Annotated in this window: 22 protein-coding genes; 20 read left to right on the top strand and 2 right to left on the bottom strand. The window is 42.8% G+C overall.

The window, feature by feature from the left end:
- The first annotated feature begins 14 nt into the window (after positions 1 to 14).
- The 17 genes from aroD to DWW33_RS11415 all read left to right on the top strand — a co-directional run bounded on the left by aroD (position 15) and on the right by DWW33_RS11415 (position 15431).
- Positions 15 to 788: a type I 3-dehydroquinate dehydratase gene (gene aroD / locus DWW33_RS11345; protein ID WP_118173257.1), complete on the top strand. Its 774-nt coding sequence runs from the start codon at positions 15 to 17 to the stop codon at positions 786 to 788.
- Positions 789 to 849: 61 nt separating this feature from the next.
- Positions 850 to 1362, top strand: coding sequence for a shikimate kinase (locus DWW33_RS11350; RefSeq protein ID WP_022243993.1), 513 nt, complete (start codon positions 850 to 852; stop codon positions 1360 to 1362).
- Positions 1362 to 1535, top strand: a complete 174-nt coding sequence (locus tag DWW33_RS16235; protein WP_330419825.1) for a hypothetical protein — start codon at positions 1362 to 1364, stop codon at positions 1533 to 1535. The genes DWW33_RS11350 and DWW33_RS16235 overlap by 1 nt, the downstream gene beginning before the upstream one ends.
- Positions 1487 to 2533 (top strand): class I SAM-dependent methyltransferase, encoded by a 1047-nt coding sequence (locus DWW33_RS11355; protein ID WP_330419826.1) that lies wholly within the window; start codon positions 1487 to 1489, stop codon positions 2531 to 2533. The genes DWW33_RS16235 and DWW33_RS11355 overlap by 49 nt, the downstream gene beginning before the upstream one ends.
- Entirely contained in the window at positions 2511 to 3869 is a 1359-nt protein-coding gene (locus tag DWW33_RS11360; protein ID WP_118639557.1) for an RsmF rRNA methyltransferase first C-terminal domain-containing protein, read from the top strand. Before DWW33_RS11355 ends, DWW33_RS11360 begins: the two co-directional genes overlap by 23 nt.
- A gap of 157 nt (positions 3870 to 4026) precedes the next feature.
- Positions 4027 to 4728 (top strand): phosphatase PAP2 family protein, encoded by a 702-nt coding sequence (locus DWW33_RS11365; RefSeq protein ID WP_158561831.1) that lies wholly within the window; start codon positions 4027 to 4029, stop codon positions 4726 to 4728.
- A complete protein-coding gene (locus tag DWW33_RS11370) occupies positions 4718 to 5758 on the top strand; it encodes a lysylphosphatidylglycerol synthase transmembrane domain-containing protein (protein ID WP_118639558.1) in 1041 nt (346 codons plus the stop codon). Before DWW33_RS11365 ends, DWW33_RS11370 begins: the two co-directional genes overlap by 11 nt.
- Before the next feature lie 8 nt (positions 5759 to 5766).
- Positions 5767 to 6450: a CDP-alcohol phosphatidyltransferase family protein gene (locus tag DWW33_RS11375; RefSeq protein ID WP_118639559.1), complete on the top strand. Its 684-nt coding sequence runs from the start codon at positions 5767 to 5769 to the stop codon at positions 6448 to 6450.
- Between the two features lie 49 nt (positions 6451 to 6499).
- Positions 6500 to 7384 (top strand): phosphatidylserine decarboxylase, encoded by an 885-nt coding sequence (locus DWW33_RS11380; protein ID WP_118639584.1) that lies wholly within the window; start codon positions 6500 to 6502, stop codon positions 7382 to 7384.
- Positions 7363 to 8118, top strand: a complete 756-nt coding sequence (larB, locus tag DWW33_RS11385; RefSeq protein ID WP_117698045.1) for a nickel pincer cofactor biosynthesis protein LarB — start codon at positions 7363 to 7365, stop codon at positions 8116 to 8118. Before DWW33_RS11380 ends, larB begins: the two co-directional genes overlap by 22 nt.
- Positions 8105 to 9385, top strand: a complete 1281-nt coding sequence (gene larC, locus DWW33_RS11390; RefSeq protein WP_118639560.1) for a nickel pincer cofactor biosynthesis protein LarC — start codon at positions 8105 to 8107, stop codon at positions 9383 to 9385. The genes larB and larC overlap by 14 nt, the downstream gene beginning before the upstream one ends.
- Positions 9386 to 9412: 27 nt before the next feature.
- The gene (locus DWW33_RS11395) at positions 9413 to 10759 is read left to right on the top strand and encodes an MATE family efflux transporter (RefSeq protein ID WP_118639561.1); all 1347 of its coding nucleotides are present in this window, start codon (positions 9413 to 9415) and stop codon (positions 10757 to 10759) included.
- The gene (locus tag DWW33_RS11400) at positions 10756 to 11742 is read left to right on the top strand and encodes a Gfo/Idh/MocA family protein (protein WP_118639562.1); all 987 of its coding nucleotides are present in this window, start codon (positions 10756 to 10758) and stop codon (positions 11740 to 11742) included. The genes DWW33_RS11395 and DWW33_RS11400 overlap by 4 nt, the downstream gene beginning before the upstream one ends.
- A gap of 218 nt (positions 11743 to 11960) precedes the next feature.
- Complete coding sequence (locus DWW33_RS15715) at positions 11961 to 12098, top strand: hypothetical protein (RefSeq protein ID WP_158577489.1); 138 nt, start codon at positions 11961 to 11963, stop codon at positions 12096 to 12098.
- Positions 12099 to 12222: 124 nt separating this feature from the next.
- On the top strand, positions 12223 to 13515 hold the full coding sequence (locus DWW33_RS11405; RefSeq protein WP_118639563.1) for a C40 family peptidase: 1293 nt from the start codon (positions 12223 to 12225) through the stop codon (positions 13513 to 13515).
- Positions 13516 to 13609: 94 nt separating this feature from the next.
- A complete protein-coding gene (locus DWW33_RS11410; protein WP_117842012.1) occupies positions 13610 to 14059 on the top strand; it encodes a winged helix-turn-helix domain-containing protein in 450 nt (149 codons plus the stop codon).
- Positions 14049 to 15431 (top strand): MATE family efflux transporter, encoded by a 1383-nt coding sequence (locus tag DWW33_RS11415; RefSeq protein ID WP_158577490.1) that lies wholly within the window; start codon positions 14049 to 14051, stop codon positions 15429 to 15431. Before DWW33_RS11410 ends, DWW33_RS11415 begins: the two co-directional genes overlap by 11 nt.
- Before the next feature lie 21 nt (positions 15432 to 15452).
- Here the strand turns inward: DWW33_RS11415 and DWW33_RS16155 are convergent, their stop codons facing one another.
- A complete protein-coding gene (locus DWW33_RS16155; protein WP_022244007.1) occupies positions 15453 to 15587 on the bottom strand; it encodes a hypothetical protein in 135 nt (44 codons plus the stop codon).
- Positions 15588 to 15809: 222 nt separating this feature from the next.
- Between DWW33_RS16155 and DWW33_RS11420 the strand changes: the two genes are divergently transcribed.
- The 3 genes from DWW33_RS11420 to DWW33_RS11430 all read left to right on the top strand — a co-directional run bounded on the left by DWW33_RS11420 (position 15810) and on the right by DWW33_RS11430 (position 20829).
- On the top strand, positions 15810 to 16598 hold the full coding sequence (locus DWW33_RS11420) for a peptidoglycan recognition protein family protein (protein ID WP_117947436.1): 789 nt from the start codon (positions 15810 to 15812) through the stop codon (positions 16596 to 16598).
- An 86-nt stretch (positions 16599 to 16684) separates the two neighbouring features.
- Complete coding sequence (locus DWW33_RS11425; RefSeq protein WP_118057209.1) at positions 16685 to 18163, top strand: methyltransferase; 1479 nt, start codon at positions 16685 to 16687, stop codon at positions 18161 to 18163.
- 5 nt (positions 18164 to 18168) lie between these two features.
- Positions 18169 to 20829, top strand: coding sequence for a sensor domain-containing phosphodiesterase (locus DWW33_RS11430; RefSeq protein ID WP_117698053.1), 2661 nt, complete (start codon positions 18169 to 18171; stop codon positions 20827 to 20829).
- A 54-nt stretch (positions 20830 to 20883) separates the two neighbouring features.
- On the opposite strand, the gene DWW33_RS11435 is transcribed toward DWW33_RS11430, so the two are convergent.
- Positions 20884 to 21639, bottom strand: a complete 756-nt coding sequence (locus DWW33_RS11435) for an exodeoxyribonuclease III (RefSeq protein WP_117947433.1) — start codon at positions 21637 to 21639, stop codon at positions 20884 to 20886.
- Positions 21640 to 21862: the final 223 nt, after the last annotated feature.

Consider the following 21862-nt stretch of genomic DNA (forward strand, 5'->3'; position numbering starts at 1 on the left):
ATAAGGAGTAAGAAATGGAGCAGACGGTAGTCAGAATCAGGACATTGGAAATCGGAAGCGGAATGCCAAAGATTTGTGTTCCGGTTGTAGGAAAGACGGAAAAAGAAATATTAGAGGGCGCAGAGCGGGCGAAGGCTGCAAAACCGGATCTGGTGGAATTTCGTGTGGACTGGTATGAAGAAGTTGCAGACAGTAAAAAAGTAGTAGCACTGTTAGAAAAGCTTCGTAAATGTTTGGGAGAACTTCCAGTTTTATTTACCTTCCGAAGCAGCAGGGAAGGCGGAGAAGCTGCCTTAAGCGACGGCGCATATCAAAGCTTAAATGAAGCAGCAATTGCATCCGGCTTTGTGGACTGCGTGGATGTGGAATTATTTTCCGGGGATGCTGTTGTAAAGGCAGTAGTAGAGGCAGCACATAGCAATAATGTAAAAGTCATTGCATCCAATCATGATTTTGAAAAAACACCGGCAGCAGAAGAACTCCTTGCCAGACTTCAGAAAATGGAAGCACTTGGCGCAGATATTCCAAAGATTGCCGTTATGCCACAAAGCAGCAAGGATGTTTTAACACTGCTTACGGTAACGGAAAGCTGGAAGGAAACAGGGAAGACACCTGTTATTACTATGTCTATGGCAGGAGAGGGCTTAATCAGCCGTCTTTGCGGAGAAATCTTTGGCTCGGCAGTTACCTTTGGTGCAGCCGGAAAGAGCAGCGCACCGGGACAGATAGATGCAGAAGAACTGCGGCGGATATTGGAAATCATACATCAGAATAGCAATAGACAGTAAAAATAATAGAGAAGAATTTCAATCGATATTTGGAATCATACATATGGAAAGGAATTAGAAAATGGCAGAGAATATTTTTCTGATTGGATTTATGGGAGCCGGGAAAAGCACCATAGCAAAAGTATTAAAAGAGAAATTAAATGTTCCTCTTTGCGAAATGGATGAAATGATTGCAGAGCAGCAGAAAATGGCTATCTCTGACATTTTTGCACAGTATGGTGAAACACATTTCAGAGATTTGGAGACACAGCTTGTAAAAGATATTTCAGAAAAAGACGGTGTCATCGTATCCTGCGGTGGCGGTGCAGTGCTGCGGGAAGAAAATGTATCTTTTATGAAAGAAAATGGCAGAATCGTTCTGTTATCTGCTACACCGGAAACCATTTATGAGAGAGTCCGCTACAGCAAGGACCGCCCGATTTTAAATGGCCATATGAATGTGGAGTACATCCGTGAACTGATGGAGAAACGCCGCAGCCGTTATGAAAGTGTTGCAGACCTTGCGGTGGCAACAGACGGCAGGAGTGCAGAGACAATCGCAGATGAGATTATTGCAAAGTTAAGAGAAGCATAATGGAAATGAGAGAGTATATAGAAGCAATCGCAGAAAGCTGCAGGAAGCTGATTATCAGTAAGCCTGCCACAAAGCAGGAAGAGTATCGTAAAATTATCGTACAGAAAAGGAAGCCTTTTTCCAGATGGAAAAATATACGGACAAGCAGGTATTTCATGAGAATCTATCTGTAGAAGAATTAGAGACAGCATTGGAAGAACTGATGCAGAATCATTTTCGCCAGCTCAATGGATTTGATATAGAAGCAGAGCATATTCTTCTGGTATCCAAAAAAGGAGTGCCGTCTTATAAAAAGAAAAAGCTGCAGAATGCAGTAAATGAGACTGCAACCCATAACCGGAAGAAAAATTATCTTTTAGAAGAAGGTAAGGTCATTCCGCCGTTGGTGGATATGGGAATTTTTACTGCAGAGGGCAAAATCGTCCGCACCATGTATGATAAGTTTAAGCAGATTAACCGTTTTGTTGAAATCATCGATGATTATGTGAAGGACTGCAAAAAGGAGAAGCTTCATATCATTGATTTCGGCTGCGGTAAGTCCTATCTTACTTTTATTATGTACTACTACTTTACGGAAGTGCGCAAGATTCCGGTAGAGATTGTAGGACTGGATTTAAAGAAAGATGTCATAGAAAAATGTAATCAGGCAGCAAAAAAATACGGATATGACACCCTGCATTTTGAACTGGGAGATATCAATGGCTACAAAGCACCGTTTCCGGTGGATATTGTAGTATCTTTGCATGCCTGCGATACCGCAACGGATTTTGCCTTATACAATGCTATCAGCTGGGATGCGGAAATGATTTTCTCCGTGCCATGCTGCCAGCATGAATTAAATGAGCAGATGGAGAGCGAAAAGCTGCATCTGATGACCCGTTATGGCATTATCAAAGAGCGTTTTGCAGCACTGACAACGGATGCAATCCGTGCCAACCTCTTAGAGTGCTGCGGATACAAGAGCCAGGTCTTAGAATTTGTGGATTTGTCCCATACGCCAAAGAATCTTCTGATCCGGGCGAGAAAGGCAAAGATTTCAAAGGAGCATAAGCAGAAGCTTTTAAAAGAAGTGAATGCCATGTGCGAAGAATTCCAGTTAAAACCGTTACTCTACGGATTACTGCAAGTGGATGAAGGGAGAAATACGGATGCATTCAGAACAGGAAAATAATAGTTTCCCGGCAGAGTTTTTAGAGAGAATGAAGGAAATGTTAGGGGCAGAGTATCCTGCATTTTTTGAAAGCTTAGGGCAGGAGCGGCAGCAGTCGTTCCGGATTAATACAGGGAAAACCAGTGTATCAGAATTTTTACAACAGACAGATTGGAAGCTAAAACCGGTTCCATGGTGTGAGACCGGTTTTTATTATGGAAAAGAGATTCGGCCGGGAAAACATCCTTATCACAATGCTGGTGTGTATTATATTCAGGAGCCGTCGGCAATGGTACCGGCAGAATGTCTTAAGGCACAGCCGGGGGATATCATCTTAGACCTCTGTGCAGCTCCCGGTGGAAAGAGCACCCAGATTGCGGCAGCTATGAAAGGGGAAGGAATCTTAATCTGTAATGAGATTCATCCGGCGAGAGCGAAGATTTTATCTGAAAATATAGAGCGGATGGGAATCAAAAACGCACTGGTATTAAATGAGACACCGGAGCATCTGTCAGAGCGTTTTCCAGGCTGCTTTGATAAAATCATGGTGGATGCACCATGTTCCGGGGAAGGCATGTTCCGGAAGAATGAAGAGGCCGGAAATGAGTGGAGCCTTGACAATGTGAAGCTGTGTGCCGACCGGCAGGACGGTATCTTAGACTGTGCGTATGAGATGTTAAGACCCGGCGGCAGGATGGTATATTCCACCTGCACCTTTGCACCGGAAGAGGATGAAGGGAGCGTGCACCGTTTCTTAGAACGTCATCCGGACTGCCAGATTGCAGAAGGAATTGACAGTGAAGGCTTCATTCATGACAAAGAAGGCTGCATCCGACTGTTTCCGCATAAAATCGAAGGCGAAGGACATTTTGCAGCAGTGATAACGAAAGCAGGCGAAGGTTATGGCGGCTTTGGACTGACGGAAAAGGGCATAAAGGAAAAAGACTGCCCGGAATATCTTTCTTTTGTAAAAGAGAGTTTAAAAGAAAAACCTCAGGGAGCATTGCTTAAATTTGGAGAGCAGCTCTATCTGATGCCGGAAGGATTTCCTGCTTTAAAGGGGCTGAAGGTATTACGGCCGGGACTGCATCTTGGCACCTTAAAAAAGAACCGTTTTGAACCATCCCATGCACTGGCACTTGCCATGCAGCCACAAGAGGCATTTCATGTTGCCATGCTTTCTTCTGACAGTCAGGAAATCAGACAGTATCTGATGGGACAGACTTTTTCATGGGGAGGAGAAAAGGGCTGGTATTTAATCTGCGTAGATGGCTACAGCATCGGTTGGGGCAAGCTGGCAGGTGGAATCATGAAGAATCATTATCCGAAAGGGCTTCGTATGGTGGATATTATCTGAAAAGAGAGAATCTGAAAAAAGCTGCTTAAAATAAAACAAAATTAAGGAAATATTAATAAACACCGGGAATATCTGCTTGTGATTTAAAGGAAAATCGAATATGATTATTAAGTCGGAAAAAATAGAAAGTTAGAAAATTATGTGTGAAGAGACAAAGTTGGGAAAATTTTATCAAAAATACATAGCAAAATGGATACCATCATACGGACCACTGCCATTGGCATGGTGTGCCATTTTTAATACCATTATTTATTGGGGCACCCAGAGGCTGATGGCAAATGCAAAGCATTATGACCTGACCAGCAATCTGGACAGGAGTATTCCTTTTGTAAAAGAGTGGATTATTCTGTATGTTTTATTTTTTGCGTTCAGTTTAATAAATTATATTCTGGTATCGAGAGAAGATAAGGAAACATTTTTCCGTTTTGCAACAGCGGATATGTTGTCAAGAGTAATCTGCTGTATCTTCTTTATATTGCTTCCAACCACGAATATCAGACCGGAAGTGACAGGGCATGATTTCTGCAGCTGGCTGGTGCGTTTTATCTATGCATCGGATGCACCGACGAATCTCTTTCCATCCATCCATTGTCTGGTAAGCTGGTTCTGCTTCATCGGGGTAAGAAAGAGCCGTAAGATACCGGGCTGGTACAAAGGATGTTCTTTTGTGATGGCAGCATTAATTTGTGCATCCACCCAGTTTACCAAACAGCATTACATGATTGACCTGGTAGCAGGCATTTTTCTGGCAGAATTCTGCTGGTTTGTATCAAAGCATACCGGAATGTACCGTCCGGTAATGAAAGTTTTTGATAAAATCGGAAGAAAGATATTCGGGGTGAAGCATTATGATGAGTAAGAAAAAAGGAATACTAAATGCAGTTTTTCTTATTACCGTATTTGCAATTACCATATATGCAATCTTTCATGGACAGGATTTAGGTGAATTGTTCGGCTATATCCGGAATACGGATTACCGGTACTGGCTTGTTGCGGTGGTCTGCGTGGTATTCTTTATCTGCAGTGAATCTGTTATCATATATTATATGATGCGAAGCATCCGGCAGAAGATAAAACTTATGCATTGTTTCCTGTATTCCTTTGTTGGATTCTTTTTCAGCTGTATTACACCATCGGCAACCGGAGGACAGCCGGCACAGATTTATTATATGAAAAAGGATAAGCTGTCCATACCGGTATCGACACTGGTTTTAATGATTGTAACCGTTACCTATAAGCTGGTACTTGTGGTACTCGGCACATTGGTTGTAATCATTCGTCCGGCACAGATTATGCATTATCTTGAACCTGTGCTGGGATGGTGTTATCTGGGACTTTTATTAAATGTCTTTTGTGTGGCATTTATGATGTTTCTGGTTTTCCATCCGACACTGGCAGCTAATATGATGGATGCCATCATAAGAGGACTTGGCAAAATTCATCTGATGAAGCGTACTGAATATTACCGGGAAAAAATGGCAAATGCCATGAAGCAGTATCAGGATGTGGCAGGATATTTCCGTACCCATAAATTGGTCGTAACCAATGTATTTCTGATTACCGTAGTACAAAGACTGTTACTCTTTTTTGTAACATATCTGACCTGCCGTTCCTTCGGAATCAATGGAACAGGGATGGTAACCATTGTTGTATTACAGGGAATGATTTCCGTTGCGGTGGATATGCTTCCGTTACCGGGAGGAATGGGAATCAGTGAATCACTGTTTTTATCTATTTTTGCACCAATCTGCGGCACACTGACATTGCCGGCGATGGTGGTAAGCAGGGGACTCAGTTATTACACAGAATTAATTTTAAGCGCAGTTATGACAGTCGTAGCACATTTTACGATAGGAAGACCGCATAAACAGAAGAGGGAAGAAAGGTAGAGGGAAAAATGATAGGTTTTTATGATTATACAGTAGTACTTACATATATTAGTCTGATGTGTTCTGTTTTTGGAATTACTCAGGCAATTGGAGGACATTACAGAACAGCAATTATCTGTCTGGCATTATCCGGATTATTTGATATGTTTGATGGAAAGATTGCAAGAACCAAAAAGAACCGTACTGATGATGAAAAATTATTTGGCGTTCAGATTGATTCCCTTTGCGATGTAGTCTGCTTTGGTGCGTTCCCGGCAGTAATCTGTTATGTGCTTGGTGTAAGAGGTATTCTTGGAACCATTGTTCTGGCATATTATTGTGTCTGCTCCGTGATTCGTCTTGGATTCTTCAATGTGTTGGAAACCAACCGCCAGAGAGTAGAAGAGGGTGCCAATAAATATTATCACGGACTGCCGATTACAACGATGGCAATCGTACTGCCACTGGCATTTATGCTGAACTTTGTAATTGCAGAGCGTGAATTCAGTGTGTTACTACTCTTTGTTTTGGCAGTAGTTGGCACATTATTCATTGTAGATTTTAAATTGAGAAAGCCATCTAATGCATTTCTTGCAGTTTTGGTTATCCTTGTGGCATGTGCAGTAGTTGCAATCTTCTTATTCTCAAAATATCATATTTCACTGTGCTTTCCAGGACTGGAGAATTCCATTTTAGACCGTCTGATGAGGTAGAAATTGTGTAACATTTCCTGTGATGAGGAAAAATGAGGAGGAAACGAAGATGCGTTGTGTAGACCGGAAGGGAAATGAAATTGGTGAGAATGCAGCACAGGGCAGAGTGTTAAAGGCATTGTATGAGACTGCTGCCGGAAGAATTTTACTTGGAATTCTGGTGAAACCTTTTGTTTCCAAAGTAGGTGGATTCCTTTTGAACCAGTCGGTATCAAAGGCTGCAATTGCACCATTTATAAAAAAGAATCATATAGATATGACAGATTATGAGGAACGGGAATACCGTTCCTATAATGATTTTTTTACCAGAAAAATCAAGCCGGGACACCGGAAATTTGACCGTGTTAAGGAGAATTTCTGTGCACCCTGCGATAGCAGGCTCAGTATATATCCCATTACAGCAGAGGGAAAAGTCTGCGTCAAGGATACGGAATATACCATGGAGAGTCTTTTCCGTAGCAGGAAAATCGCCCGTCATTATGAGGGCGGAACCCTTTGCATTTTCCGCCTGACGGTAGATGATTATCATCATTACAGCTTTGTGGATGATGGCAGAATGGGGTACATCTATAGGATTCCGGGTGTTTTTCATACGGTAAATCCGCTGGCGGGAGAAATATATCCGATTTATAAGGAAAATACCAGAGAATTTTCTGTGCTGAAAAGTCAGCATTTTGGAAATATTTTAATGATGGAAGTGGGCGCACTTATGGTAGGCAGAATCTGTAATGAGAAAGAAAACTGCCCGGTGCACCGTGGAGAAGAAAAAGGTAAATTTGAATTTGGCGGTTCTACGGTAATTTTGTGTCTGGAAAAAGACAGGGTAGAACTGGACGCAGATATTGTGTATAATTCCAATAAAGGAGTCGAGACGAAAGTCCGGCAGGGGGAAAAGATTGGAAGGATGTCAGAATGGAAGCGCATGAAGTATTAGAACAGGTGAAAAGCGGAAAGATGACCGTAGAAGAAGCGGAGCAGTTTTTTAAAAGGGAACCATTTGAAGAGATGGGCTATGCAAAGATAGACAGCCATCGGAAAGTGCGTTCCGGTTTTGCAGAAGTGGTATTCTGTCAGGGAAAACGGGATGAGTTTCTTCTTGAAATCTTTCAGAGAATATACAAGGATGAAGGCGAGGTCATGGGAACCAGGGCGTCTTTGGCACAGTATGAGCTGTTGCACAAGGAATTACCGCAGGTTACCTATGACCCTGTTTCTCGTATATTAAAAATTGAAAAAAAGGATAAAAAACGCAGTGGACTGATAGCGGTATGTACGGCTGGAACGGCAGATATTGCAGTGGCAGAAGAGGCTGCGCAGACGGCAGAGTTTTTCGGAGCCAATGTGGAACGTATTTATGATGTGGGAGTCAGTGGAATTCACCGTCTCCTTTCACGGCTTGAGGTAATCCAGAAAGCCAACTGTGTTGTTGCAGTGGCTGGCATGGAAGGAGCACTGGCAAGCGTTTTAGGCGGACTGGTAAGCAGACCGGTAATCGGTGTACCAACCTCCGTAGGCTATGGAGCGAATATGGGAGGCATTTCTGCATTGCTTACCATGATTAATTCCTGTGCGAACGGTGTCGCAGTGGTAAATATTGATAATGGTTATGGTGCAGGCTGTCTTGCAACACAGATAAACAGACTGGGGGTGCATGATGAAGAAGCGTAGTTTATATCTGGACTGCCATACCGGAATCAGTGGTGATATGGTAGTGGCAGCTTTACTGGATGCAGGAGCAGACAGAGAAGTCTTAGAAACTGTTTTAAGGAGCATTCCGGTATCCGGCTTTGGGATTGCAATCAGCAGAGTACAAAAGACGGCCCTGTCGGCATGTGATTTTAAGGTCATCCTAGATGCCGCCCATGAGAATCATGATCATGATATGAAGTATTTATATGGGAAGGAAGAATCGCACGCACATGGAGGGCATTTCCATTCGGAAGAATCCCATACCCATGGGGAACATCATCATCACGAACACCGCGGTCTGGCGGAAATTTATTCCATAATCGATGGTACGAATATGATAGAGAGTGCCAGGGCACTTGCTAAGAAAATATTTAGGATTTTAGCAGAAGCAGAAGCAAAAGCCCATGGTGTTCCGGTGGAAGAAGTACATTTTCATGAAGTGGGAGCCTTGGATTCAATCGTAGATATTATTGCAGCGGCAGTTTGTGTTGATAATCTTGGAGTAGATGAGGTCATTATTCCTGCCCTGTGGGAAGGGGAAGGAACGGTGCGCTGTCAGCATGGAATCCTGCCGGTTCCGGTTCCGGCAGTGACTAACATAGTGATGGAATATGGAATCCTGCTTGGAAAAATCGGTGAACCGGGAGAATATGTGACTCCGACAGGGGCTGCAATTGCAGCGGCTATCTGTACGTCAGGAGAGCTGCCGGAATGTTACCGGATTGTGGGAAACGGACTGGGCGCCGGAAAGCGGGACTATAAGCGGCCGGGACTGCTCCGGGCATTGTTGCTGGAAACAGAAGAACCGGTCTATGAAAGTGATTCTATTTTAAAACTGGAATGTAATATCGATGACTGTACCGGGGAAGCACTGGGCTATGCCATGGAGCTTTTACTGGAAAATGGCGCAAGAGATGTCCATTATATACCGGTCTATATGAAGAAAAACCGCCCGGCATATCAGTTGACAGTAATCTGCAGGAAAGAAGACCGGGAAAAATTAGAAGCAATTATATTTCGTGAGACAACAACCATTGGAATCCGCTATGTAGAAATGGTGCGGACGATTCTGCCAAGAAGGACAGAAAAGCGGCAGACCTCCTATGGTGAGGTGGCGGTTAAAATATGTGAGGGTGAAGGAGAAGTGCGTATTACTCCGGAGTATGAATCCATCCGGGAGGTATGCAGAGAGAGAGGACTTCCTTTTCAGAAGGTATATGATGATGTATTGCAGGAGTTGAAATAAGGATATGAAAAGGATGAGGTTAAAAGGATGCATACAAAAACAGATTTATTAGAGGGTAATATTTTAAAATCTTTGATTTTATTTGCAATTCCACTTATTATTTCCAATTTATTTCAGCAGCTCTATAATGCGGCAGATACCATGATAGTAGGCCATTTTCTGTGTGATGAATCGCTGGCAGCAATCGGTGCATGTGCAGCGGTTTATGAACTGCTGGTAGGATTTGCACTGGGTTTTGGAAATGGACTTAGCATGGTAGTGGCAAGAAGCTTTGGTGTAGGAGATAAAGACTTGTTAAAGCGTGCAGTTGCAGGCTCTTTGGTAATTGGAGCAGCGGTGACGGTTGGTGTAATGCTGATTGCACAGATTGGACTTCGTCCGCTTCTGGTTTTGTTACATACACCATCAGAAATCATTGAGGAATCCTATTCTTATATTTATATTGTAACAATCTGTGTTGGAGTAATGTTTGCATATAATCTGTTGTCCGGATTGCTTCGTGCAATTGGAAACAGTTTTATGCCGCTGGCATTTTTGATTATTTCGTCCGCTATCAATATTGTACTGGATGTTCTTTTTATTACACAGTTTCAGATGGGAATCCGTGGTGCAGCAGTAGCAACGGTGGTAGCACAGGGAATTTCTGCAGTATTATGTGCCCTTTATATTATGAAAAAATGTAAGCTTTTAATACCGGCACGGGAGCATTTTAAAGTAGATGGACCACTTTACCGGGAACTGACAGGCCAGGGGCTTTCCATGGGCTTTATGTTAGCCATTGTATCTACAGGAACAGTAATCCTGCAATATGCCATCAATCAGCTGGGTTATCTGATTATTGCGGGACATACAGCAGCACGAAAATTAAACAGTTTTTGTTCGTTGCCATTAATGCCACTGGCAATGGCAACAGCAACCTTTGTATCCCAGAACCGGGGAGCAGACCAGCGCGACCGTATCCTTAAGGTAGTGCGGTATGCCATGATACTGTCTGTTGGCTGGGCAGTATTTATTACCGTTATTGTTGCATTTGCCGCACCTTCCCTGATTGCATTGCTCTCCGGCTCATCCGAAAGTGTAGTTCTTGAAAATGGTGCCAGATATATCCGCTGGAATACACCGTTTTATTCGGTGCTTGGAATTCTTATGGTACTTCGAAATGTGTTACAGGGACTTGGCAAAAAGGTAGTGCCACTGGTTTCAAGCATGATAGAGCTGGTAGGAAAAATTGCATTTGTTCTATTGTTTATCCCAATCTTGAAATATTTTGGTGTAATTATCTGTGAGCCGGTTATCTGGTGCCTGATGTGTATACAGCTTGTCATATCTTATTACAGAGACCCGTATATCCGTGGAAAGGAAGAAAAGAAATGAAGCTTGGAATCGTAGGAACAGGAACTATCGTAGAAGAAGTGCTTCCGGTATTAAAACAGGTAAAAGGGCTTTCCTGCTATGGAATTTGTGGAACAAAGCGCAGTGAAGCAAAAGCAGAAAAACTAAAAGAACAGTATCAGATGAAGCTTGCAGTAAGTGATTATGAAAAACTTCTGGATTCGGAAATTGATACCGTCTATATTGCTGTGCCAAATCTTTTACATTTTGAAATGGCAAAAGAAGCAGTTCTTCGTGGAAAACATGTTATTGTAGAAAAACCCATGACAGCCAATGAAAGACAGGCAGAGGAGCTTTGTGCCCTTGCAAAGAAGCAGGGAGTATTTTTATTTGAAGCTATTACCACACGGTATCAGTCGAACTATCAGTTTATCAAAGAGCAGTTACCGACGATTGGCAAAATTAAAATGGCAGTCTGCAATTTCAGCCAATATTCCAGAAAATATGACCGTTTCCAGAATGGAGAAAACATTCCTGTTTTTGATGCAAAGCAGGCAGGTGGAGCTTTGATGGATTTAAACTTATATAATATCCAGTATTTAGAAGGCTTCTTTGGAGAACCGCAGTCTGTGCATTATACCGCGAACATGGAAAAAGGAATTGACACCAGCGGTGTTGCAATTTTATCTTATCCCGGCTTTCAGGCAGTTGCAATAGGCGCAAAGGACTGCCAGGGACAGCCGGAATATCGCATTGAAGGAAGTGAAGGCTACATTGCCCAGAACAGCCCGTGTAATGTCTGCGGCGCAGTGACCATCCATTACCGGGATGGAAGAGAGGTATCCTATGATGGAAATGGAGATGCACACCGGATGTATGCAGAGTTTGTTTCCTTTGTAAATGAGATAGCATCAAAGGACACTGAAACCTGCTACGAAATGCTCGACCACAGCCTTGCGGTCAGCCGGATACTGACCCGGGCAAGAGCGGATGCCGGAATTGTATTTCCGTGTGATGAAAATTAGTCAAGTATGATTTAGTCAATCGTACTTGACTAATTTGTATTTGACGAAGGTAATCCTTCCATCTCCACACTATCTCCATATCTATGTAATAAGATGTAACAAGTTCGTAACAACTTGCGAATGATTACATAGGAAATTGCGAGAAGAGAAAATTATTTGAATTTATTTTAGAAAATGAACAATAGCCAGACAGTCCGGCAAAGTGCGGAGGCATTTTCATGGCTGTTAGGGGCACTTGGAATTTCGTATGGGAACAGGCAACGCCGGTACATGGAAGTACCGGCGAGACGCAGATGAACATGGATGTGAATTTGCACCGCTTGCCGGATAAAAAGAATACAATCCGAAATTCTTAGTGCCCCTTGCAGTTATGATACAGCCTTAGTACTTGCCGGGCTGCCCGGCTATTTCTTACTTTGTAAAAATAAATAGAATATCTCTTCTGCAATACCTGATGATTACATAGGTAAGGAGACAGATATGAAATACAAAACAGTAAAAAAATTATGGCTTGCAGCCGCAATCCTGACAACCACAACTTCATTATGGACCAATGTCAATGCCATGGAGACACCAGCTGCATCCGGTGCAGGCGTAATCCGGGCACTGAATGAGCAGCGCATTTTATCTGAGCAGTATGCACTGCAGCAGATACAGACAGGAGCTGGTGAACTGGCAGAAGGTGAAGCAGCAGGCGAAGCAGAAATAAATGATGTGGCAGAACTTTCACTTGGAAATGCAGAAGAGGAAATGCCGGCAGCAGACCAGCCGGAACTTGCGGTTGCAATCGCACCGAACTATGTGAATATTCGAAAAGAACCGTCTATAGAAGGAGAAGTGCTTGGAAAACTTTACCGTAATACGGTAGGTGTGATAGAGGCAGCAGAAGAGGGCTGGTATTATATTACTTCCGGTTCAGTCAGCGGCTTTGTCAGTGCAGAATATGTCTGTGTGGGAGAAGAAGCAAGAGCACTTGCGGAAGAAATTGGCACACAGCTTGCCCGGGTAACTACAACAACTTTAAAAGTGCGTACGGAAGCATCCACAGATGCTGCCGTATTAGGACTGGTACCGGGAGGCGATATACTAACGGTAACAGAGACACTGGATGGCTGGTTAAAGGTTGATGCAGAGGAAGGGGAGGGCTATGTAGCAGCAGATTATGTAGAAACCTATACGGAATATCCCCATGCAGAATCCATTCAGGAAGAAGCAGAACGGTTAGCAAGAGAAGAAGCCGCAAGAAGAGCAGCACAGGAAGCAGAAGCCAGAAGAAAAGCGGCAGAGCAGCAGGCAGCAGCACAAAAGAAGGCAGCAGCGAAGCAGAGCACCAATCATACAACAGCAGGGAATGCAACATCTAAAGCTTCAACATCTGGAAATGCTGCATCCGGAAACAGCGGAACAGGGGCGTCTGTATCTGATGCCGGTTTAGGCAGGCAGATTGCAGATTATGGATTGCAGTTTGTAGGAAATCCATATGTATATGGTGGAACCAGTCTTACAAATGGGGCGGATTGTTCCGGCTTCGTGCAGAGTGTATATAGGAATTTTGGAATTAATCTGCCAAGAACCTCCGGTGAGCAGGGAGCCTGCGGAAGCGCAGTGGCATCTTTGGCAGAGGCACAGCCGGGAGATTTAATCTGGTATTCCGGTCATATCGGAATCTATATCGGAAACGGACAGATTGTGCATGCAAGTTCAGCAAAGACCGGAATTAAAGTATCAAATGCAGGCTACCGGACGATTCTTTCTATCCGAAGAATTGTATAAGGAGAATAAAAATTTTTATCCGTGGAGATACTGACTACAATAGAAAAGATTATAAATTAGTAGAAAAGATTGTAGCAGGAAGGATAGAAGATATATGGGAACAAAGGGAACCATTATCATTCAGGAGTCAGAAGGAAGGATGCCCCAGGAACTCTGCCAGCAGCTTTTAGAAGAGGGCTACCGCATTGTATACGAAGAAGACAGGCGGGCAGGAAGTCAGATTGAAATTGGAACAGCCTGCATCTTAGAAGTAGACAATCATTGTATCAGAAGAGGCAGGAAAAAGATTCATCTGACACCTAATGAATATAAAATTTTATATACCATGGTGAAATCTCCCCACCGGGTATATAGCAGAAACCAGTTGATTACTTATGCGTTAGAGGATGCCTTTGATGGCTATGACAGAACCATAGATTCCTATATTAAGAGTATCCGGAAGAAAATTGAAAAGAATCCCAGACGGCCGCGTTATATCATAACGGTGCACGGAGTCGGATATAAATATGTTCCATCAGACAGTGAGGGCACTCATGGAGAATAAGAGCCTGGAACAGAGGATGGAAACAGAACCGGTGCATCGTGTGATTTTGTCACTGGCGGCACCTACGGTACTTAGTATGCTGGTAATTTCTGCTTACAGTATCGTGGATACCTTCTTTGTAACAAGACTTGGCAGCAGGGCAACTGGAGCGGTCGGAATTACGTTTGCGCTGGTGGCATGGATACAGGCAGTGGGCTATACTGTTGGCATGGGAGCGGGAAGCCTTGTTTCAAGGCTCCTTGGAAAGAAAGAAAAAGAGCAGGCAGAGCAGATTGCAAATTCGGCAATTATGTCAGGGCTGCTGCTTGGACTTATAAGTCTGGTGGCAGGTCTGATTTTTTTGACACCTTTGCTGAAACTTTCCGGTGCAACAACAGAGCTGCTTCCATATGCAAGGGAATATGCCCTCTTTGTATTGCTGTCGGCACCCTTTACCATAGAGACACTGGTACTTGGTACGCTTCTTCGGGCACAAGGCAGGGCGAAAGCATCCATGGCAGGAATGGTAACCGGTGGAATTCTTGATATTATACTGACACCGGTGTTTCTGTTTGTCTTAAATCTTGGAGTAAAAGGAGCCGCATTAGCGGCATTTATCGGACAGGTAGTGGCAGCAATGGTACTGGGAGGCTGTTTCTGGCATGGCAGAATGAAACTGAATGGAAAGAAACAAAGTAAAAATTTTTTTAAAATAAAGGACTATGGTAGCATTATAAAAAATGGTCTGCCGTCGCTTTGCAGGCAGGGATTTGCCAGCGTGGCAGCTGTATTGTTAAACCGGCAGGCGGTAGGATATGGAGATGCGGCAGTAGCAGCAATGTCTGTAGACGGACGGTTATTTATGGTATTTTTCAGCCTTTTTATCGGATATGGTCAGGGTTTTCAGCCGGTGGCAGGGTATCAGTTTGGAGCTGAAAATAAAAAAAAGTTAAAGCAGGCATTTATTTTTACTTTATGGAGCAGCACCATAGCGGCGGCAGGAATCGGTCTGGCAGGATTCCTTTTCGCACCGATGACCATGAACTTCTTTTTAAAAGAGGATATGGCAGCACAAATCGGCATTTTTACTTTTCGAAGCCAGTGCCTGATTCTTCCGCTGATTCCGATAGGAATTTTAAGTAATATGCTGTTTCAGGGAATCGGGCAGCAGGGGAAGGCGGCATTTCTATCAGCGTGCCGTCAGGGAATTGTATTTCTTCCGTTGATTTTCCTTCTACCGGAATGGATCGGACTGGCGGGAGTGGAGATTGCGCAGGCATTGTCAGATGGGCTGACTGCAATCATCAGCATTCCATTTGTGTTTTGTTATTTCCAAAAGAGTGAGAAAAAAAGAACAAAAAAAAAGACCAGTGACGGAAAGCGGCGGCTATGAAGCGCCGTTTGGTCAACTGGTCTACTGAACCATTTCTACCAGATAAGCTAACATGGTAACAGGTTCTTTCTTCTGTGCTTTCATCTCTCTTACATATGCTTCGTATTTTGCTACGAACCTGGAAAGACCCAGCACTGCATCCTGCTCTAAGAACATACAAATCCCTCCTTATGCAATTTATTATCTGAACAAACCTCTTTGTTCATTTAGTATTATATACTTACCTTTGGTAAATGTCAACAAAAAAGATGTGAAAAAATTGTGTAAAATTACCATAAAAGAAAATTAAGTTTTTGTTAATAAAATGTAAGGAACATTTGGTGTATGATGATAAGGAATGAAATAACAGATAACGCATATAGGAGCAGATAAAAATAAATGAGACAGACCGGAAGAGGAAAGAGAAAAACAGGAAGAAAAAAATATACATATGAGAAACCACATACAGCAGCAGAATACCGGCGCAGAAGAAGACAGCAGCAGGTGCGGATTCAGAGAATGCTGCTGCTTTTAGGAATTGTTCTTGTAGTAATTTTCATATTTGTATTAGGTGGGAAATTGCTCCGCTGGATAAGGGGAAAACATTTGGCAGCAGCAGATGTGCCGGCAGCCGTTACCAAAGTGGTAGAAAATCCGCCGGATTATGATGTGCAGCTTCTTACGATAAATGATTATTCCAGACCGGGACTTGCAATTGATCAGGTAAATGGCATTGTGGTGCATTATACTGCAAATCCGGGAACCACAGCGCAGCAGAACCGTGATTATTTTGAAGGCTTAAAGGACAGCCATGAAACACATGCCAGCAGTCATTTTGTCATCGGACTGGATGGTGAACTGATTCAATGCATCCCATGCAAAGAGATTTCCTATGCATCCAATGACAGGAACAGTGATACTATTTCCATCGAATGCTGTATCCCGGACGATACCGGAAGATTCAACGATGCCACCTACCAGACATTAGTGCATCTGGTGGCATGGCTTTGTGGCAGATATGATCTGACCATGGATGATGTCATCCGTCATTATGACGTAACCGGAAAAAACTGTCCGAAATATTATGTGGAACACGAGGATGCCTGGAAGCAGTTTAAGGTAGATGTGGCAGATTATATAGAAAAGAATGGAGTTGCCCCGGAAAATCTAAAAAATGACAAGGAGTAAGTCTTGCCAAATCTTCTGATTTCAAGTAATATTAAATCATTGATAGTGGAGAGACGAAAAGTCCACTGGTTGTAAGAAGGAAAAACATGTTAGAAGAGATTTGTAAGGCACTGACCGAAGAGACGAATATACGTGAAAATCTGATAGAATTAAAGAAAAGCATAAAAAATCAGGATGCATTGAAGGAATGGAAAGAATACCATGCAACGCATCCGGTTTTGTATGCTTTTTTGAGTTCCGAAGATGCTAAAATCCGGAAAAATGCAGCACTTATTCTGGGTGAGACAAATGAATCAGGGGCGGCAAAAGCACTGTTTGAGGCATACCAGAGGGAGAATACACGCTTTGTGAAAAGTTCTTATCTTACTGCAATGAATGGACTTGATATAGAGATTTATCAGGACGCATTCGGGAAGCGTTACAAGGAATTGTTAGCAGAAGTTCCGGCAGAAAGCGAAAAGAAGCACAGAACGGAAGAACTGCATGCTCTGGATAAATTGTTAGGTGGGCTGAACCAGAATAAGAAGCATCGTTTTACTGGATATGAAGAAGAGGTAGAAGTGCTTCTGACAACCAATCCTGCATATCGTGAGATTACGGCAGAACAGATAAAAAAAGATCGTCCGGTGCTGGTTCCGGCAGGTGTAAAAGTAAAGACAACACATCTTAGGGATGTGATAAAGATTCGTACTTTCCGGGAGATGCTGTTGCTGTTGTCCGGGGGACACCGGATTGCTGCAGAACCGGAAGTGGTAGCAGAGGCATATGCAAAATCAAATCTTATGGAGTTATTAAACAGGCTGCATGAGGGCAATCCACCATTTCGCTTCCGCATGGAAGTAAGGGGCATTGCACCGGAAGAAAAAGGCAGCTTTATCCGGAAAGCGGCAGCAACATTAGAAGATTTAACCGGACATCAGCTGTTAAATACGGTAGATGGCTATGAAATAGAATTGCGGCTTACGAAGAATACGGATGGCACATTATATCCATCCTGTAAATTATTTACGATTCCAATGCGGAGATTTTCTTACCGGAAGGAAGCAGTTGCAGCATCCATTCATCCGGCAAATGCAGCATTATTTATGAAGCTGGCAGAACCTTATCTGAAAAAGGGTGCACAGGTATTGGATCCGTGCTGCGGAGTTGGTACCATGTTAATAGAACGTGACCTTCTGGTGCCGGCGGGAGATATGTACGGACTGGATATTTTTGGAGAGGCTGTGATAAAGGCAAGAGAGAATGCCAAAGCGGCAGGAAGGCAGATTAATTATATTAATCGTGATTTTTTTGATTTTACACATAAATACCTTTTTGATGAAATCATTTCCAATATGCCATTGAGAGGGAAGAAAACAAGAGAAGAACAGGATGCCTTTTACAGTCAGTTCTTTGATTGTGCAGGAAAATTCCTGAAAAATGGTGGTCATATGATTTTATATTCCAATGAGGGCGGCTTTGTAAAGAAACAGCTGCGGAGACATATGGAATATCGTCTATTAGACGAGTTCTGTATACGGGAAAAAGAAGGTTTTTATTTATTTATAGTCGGTAAAAAGGGGTAACAAAAATGAAGCAGAAGTTGGATATGCAGGGGAGTAATGAGTTAATGTTTGGAGCGGAATTACTCGACGGAAGAGTGCTTCAGGGATTACAGGACCGTTTCTGTGCCTGTAATAATTTATATTGTGTATGCTTAAGTCAGATGCAGGGGGTTGTGACCAAGGCATATGGTTCCAAGGAAGAACTGAATTATATTCATGAAAAAGTCGGTATGGCACGCCATATTGTGCTGCTGAACAGACTGATTACCTCTGAGATGGAAGATGTAGTGGAAGAACCATTGGAAGAGGATTATTTGAAAATGAACGGTGTTGCAATCCGTGTAGGCGGTAAGATTGCAGCAATCTGGATTGTCATTGGTGTGCTTTCTGATATAGCCGCACCAGAACAGGAGATTCCGGAGAATATCCAGAAGACTACGACAAAGCAGTATTACAATTCACTTGATTTTTTAACCTATATATCCAAACAGTATTTTGCTACAAAGTTGGATGAGCTTCTGGCACAGGAAGCATTTGCCAAAAACAGGGAAAGCCAGGAGCAGATTAAGACAGAATTACAGCGTACAGAGGTCATGACTTCTATCGTGAAAATGCTGGAGAGTGAAAATGGCTTTTCCAAAATTGCAGACGAAATTCTGACAGATGTATGCAATTATCTGAAAATCAGTAATGCAGCATTGCTCCGTATTAACCGGGATGGCGAGACTGCGGATATGATAAGTGAATGCTGTCTGGAGGAAGAGGATGCATTGATTGCAAAATGCCAGGGCATTTCCACATCAGAATTTCCTTTTACCAATGGCAAGCCTTATATGATTTCAGCAGATTCCATACTGCCGCCCGCATTTGCACAGTTTTTTGAAAAATGGAATATTCAGGCGGCAATCAGCCTGCCGGTAGAGATTAACGGGGAAGCTGCCATGTATTTATGCTTCTTTGAACTGCGGAAACGCCGTATCTGGGATGTTTCCGATATTAAATTTTTAAATGAAGTAAAACAGATTGTGCAGAGTATTTTGATTAAGCGGATTACAAAGAATTCGCTGGCAAGTTCTTATGCATCCTTAGAGGCAATCCTTGAAAATGTAGGCTGTGGAATCTGTGTAAGGGATATGCTTTCGGAGAAGATTCTTTATACGAACCAGCAGTTTCACAGGTTATTTGCAGATGGCCGGTTTGAAAAGCAGCAGGATGAGATTTTCCGTTCCGGTAATAAGCGTTATGGAAATGGTAATTTTGTAGAATATTATTCCAAAGAGGATAACCGGTATTTTGACATTTATCATACCCAGATTAACTGGGTGGATGGCAGAAGGGTTATGCTGCTGACGGTTTATGATGTGACGGATAAAAAGCTTTATCAGCAGAAGATTGAACGCCAGGCGAATAATGATTTCCTGACGGGACTTTATAACAGAATGCGTTGTGAGCATGATGTGGAAATCTATATCCAGAGAGCCAGGGAACAGGGTGGCAAGGGAGCGCTCTGCTATATTGACCTGGATGACTTTAAGCATATTAATGATGGTCTGGGACATCAGTATGGGGATATTCTGCTGCAGACGATTTCAAGAAGCCTGCAGGGAGTGACCGGACTGGATTCTACCTGCTACCGCATGGGTGGTGATGAGTTTATCATCATTGTTAATCAGGAAGAATATCAGCGTCTGGATGAGATTTTAACAGAGATTAGGAATATTTTCTCCAAGCCGTGGTTCTTAAAAGGTGGAGATTACTACTGTACCATGAGTATGGGGGTGGTATGTTTCCCGGATGACGGAGACAATGTACAGGAATTAATCAAAAAAGCAGATATTGCTTTATACGAAGCAAAAAAAGGCGGTAAAAACCGTATAGAATTCTACGATGAGAATGTAGAAGCAACATCCTTTAAGCGGCTTGATTTAGAGAAGAATATGCGTTATGCCACTACAAATTCCTGCCAGGAATTTGAGGTGTATTATCAGCCGATTGTGGATATTTCCAGACCGGGAGATCCATGTAGTGGAGCAGAGGCACTTATCCGCTGGAATTCCGAGGCAATGGGGATGATTTCCCCGTCTGAATTTATTCCACTGGCAGAATATTTAGGACTTATCAATCCAATCGGAAGCTTTGCATTGAAAGAAGCCTGCCACCGTTGTAAATACTGGAATGACATGGGACATCCGGAGTATCATGTCAATGTAAATCTTTCGGTGGTACAGCTATTGCAGAATGATATGAAAGAAAAAGTCAGGGAAGTGTTGGAAGAGACAAAGATGGATCCGGCAAACCTTACCCTTGAAGTAACAGAGAGCCTTGCAATTAACGATATGAAGCGTATGAAGAGGATTCTTTCGGATATCAAGAGCCTTGGAGTAAAGGTTGCACTGGACGATTTTGGAACAGGTTATTCTTCCTTGAACCATATCCGTGAGCTGCCGATTGACATTATCAAGATAGACCGCTGCTTTATCATTGACATTGGAAAAGATGAGTATGCAGAGGCCTTTGTAAAGATGGTATCAGAACTGGCAGAGACCATCGGAGTACGGATTTGTGTAGAGGGGGTAGAGGAAACGGAACAGGTGGAGAAGCTCCGCAGCATGAAGGTGCAGTATATTCAGGGCTATTATTATGGCAAGCCAATGCGTGCTGAGGACTTTGAAAAGAAGTATCTGTAGAAAAAAAGAATGGGTAAAAGCTGATGGAAGGAAAGCTTTTTACCCATTTTAAATTTAGCAGTCTATCTCCAGTTCTACCGGACAATGGTCGGAACCAGGGACTTCCGTATGAATGGCAGCTCCCTTTAACTTCTCTTTTAAGGGCTGGGAAACCAGGAAATAATCAATACGCCATCCGGCATTCTTTTCCCTTGCGTGGAAACGGTAGGACCACCAGGAGTAGATGCCTTCCTGTTCCGGGTAGAAATAACGGAAGGTGTCGATAAAACCATTCTCTAAAAGAACAGAGAATTTTTCCCGTTCTTCATCTGTAAATCCGGCATTTTTACGGTTGGTTTTCGGATTCTTCAAATCAATTTCTTTGTGGGCAACATTCAGGTCACCGCAGAAAATAACCGGTTTCTTTTCTTCTAATCCCTTTAAATACTGTAAAAAAGCATCTTCCCATTCCATACGGTAGGAAAGCCTTGCCAGTTCGCTCTGGGAGTTTGGTGTGTAGCAGGTGATGAGATAGTAGTTTTCATATTCTAATGTGATAACACGTCCTTCTTCATCATGCTCCGGGATGCCAATGCCATAGCTTACAGAAAGAGGTTCCTTTTTGGTAAAGATGGCAGTGCCGGAATAGCCTTTTTTCTTCGCATAATTCCAGTACTGGTAATAGCCCGGAAGGGAAAGGTCAATCTGTCCTTCCTGCAGTTTAGTCTCCTGAATACAGAATGCATCTGCATTGATTTCATGGAAGAAATCTAAAAATCCTTTATTGACACAGGCACGTAAGCCATTTACATTCCAAGAAATAAATTTCATAGTGAGTCTCCTTTTTATTGATACATATCGGTGATTGCGAAAAAGCGGTGTTTTATTTGAAAAAGATCTGTATTCAAAGCCACTGTGCTTCGAATACAGCCTTTTGAAATAATAATTTCTTTTCGCAATCACATATTTGTTTCATTATACCCATTAGACTGGATATTCTTCAAGAAAAATATTATACTATTTCTATATATAAAAATGCAACGTATTGTGGAGT

The organism is Roseburia sp. AF15-21, assembly GCF_003479505.1.
Classification (GTDB): domain Bacteria; phylum Bacillota; class Clostridia; order Lachnospirales; family Lachnospiraceae; genus Roseburia_C; species Roseburia_C amylophila.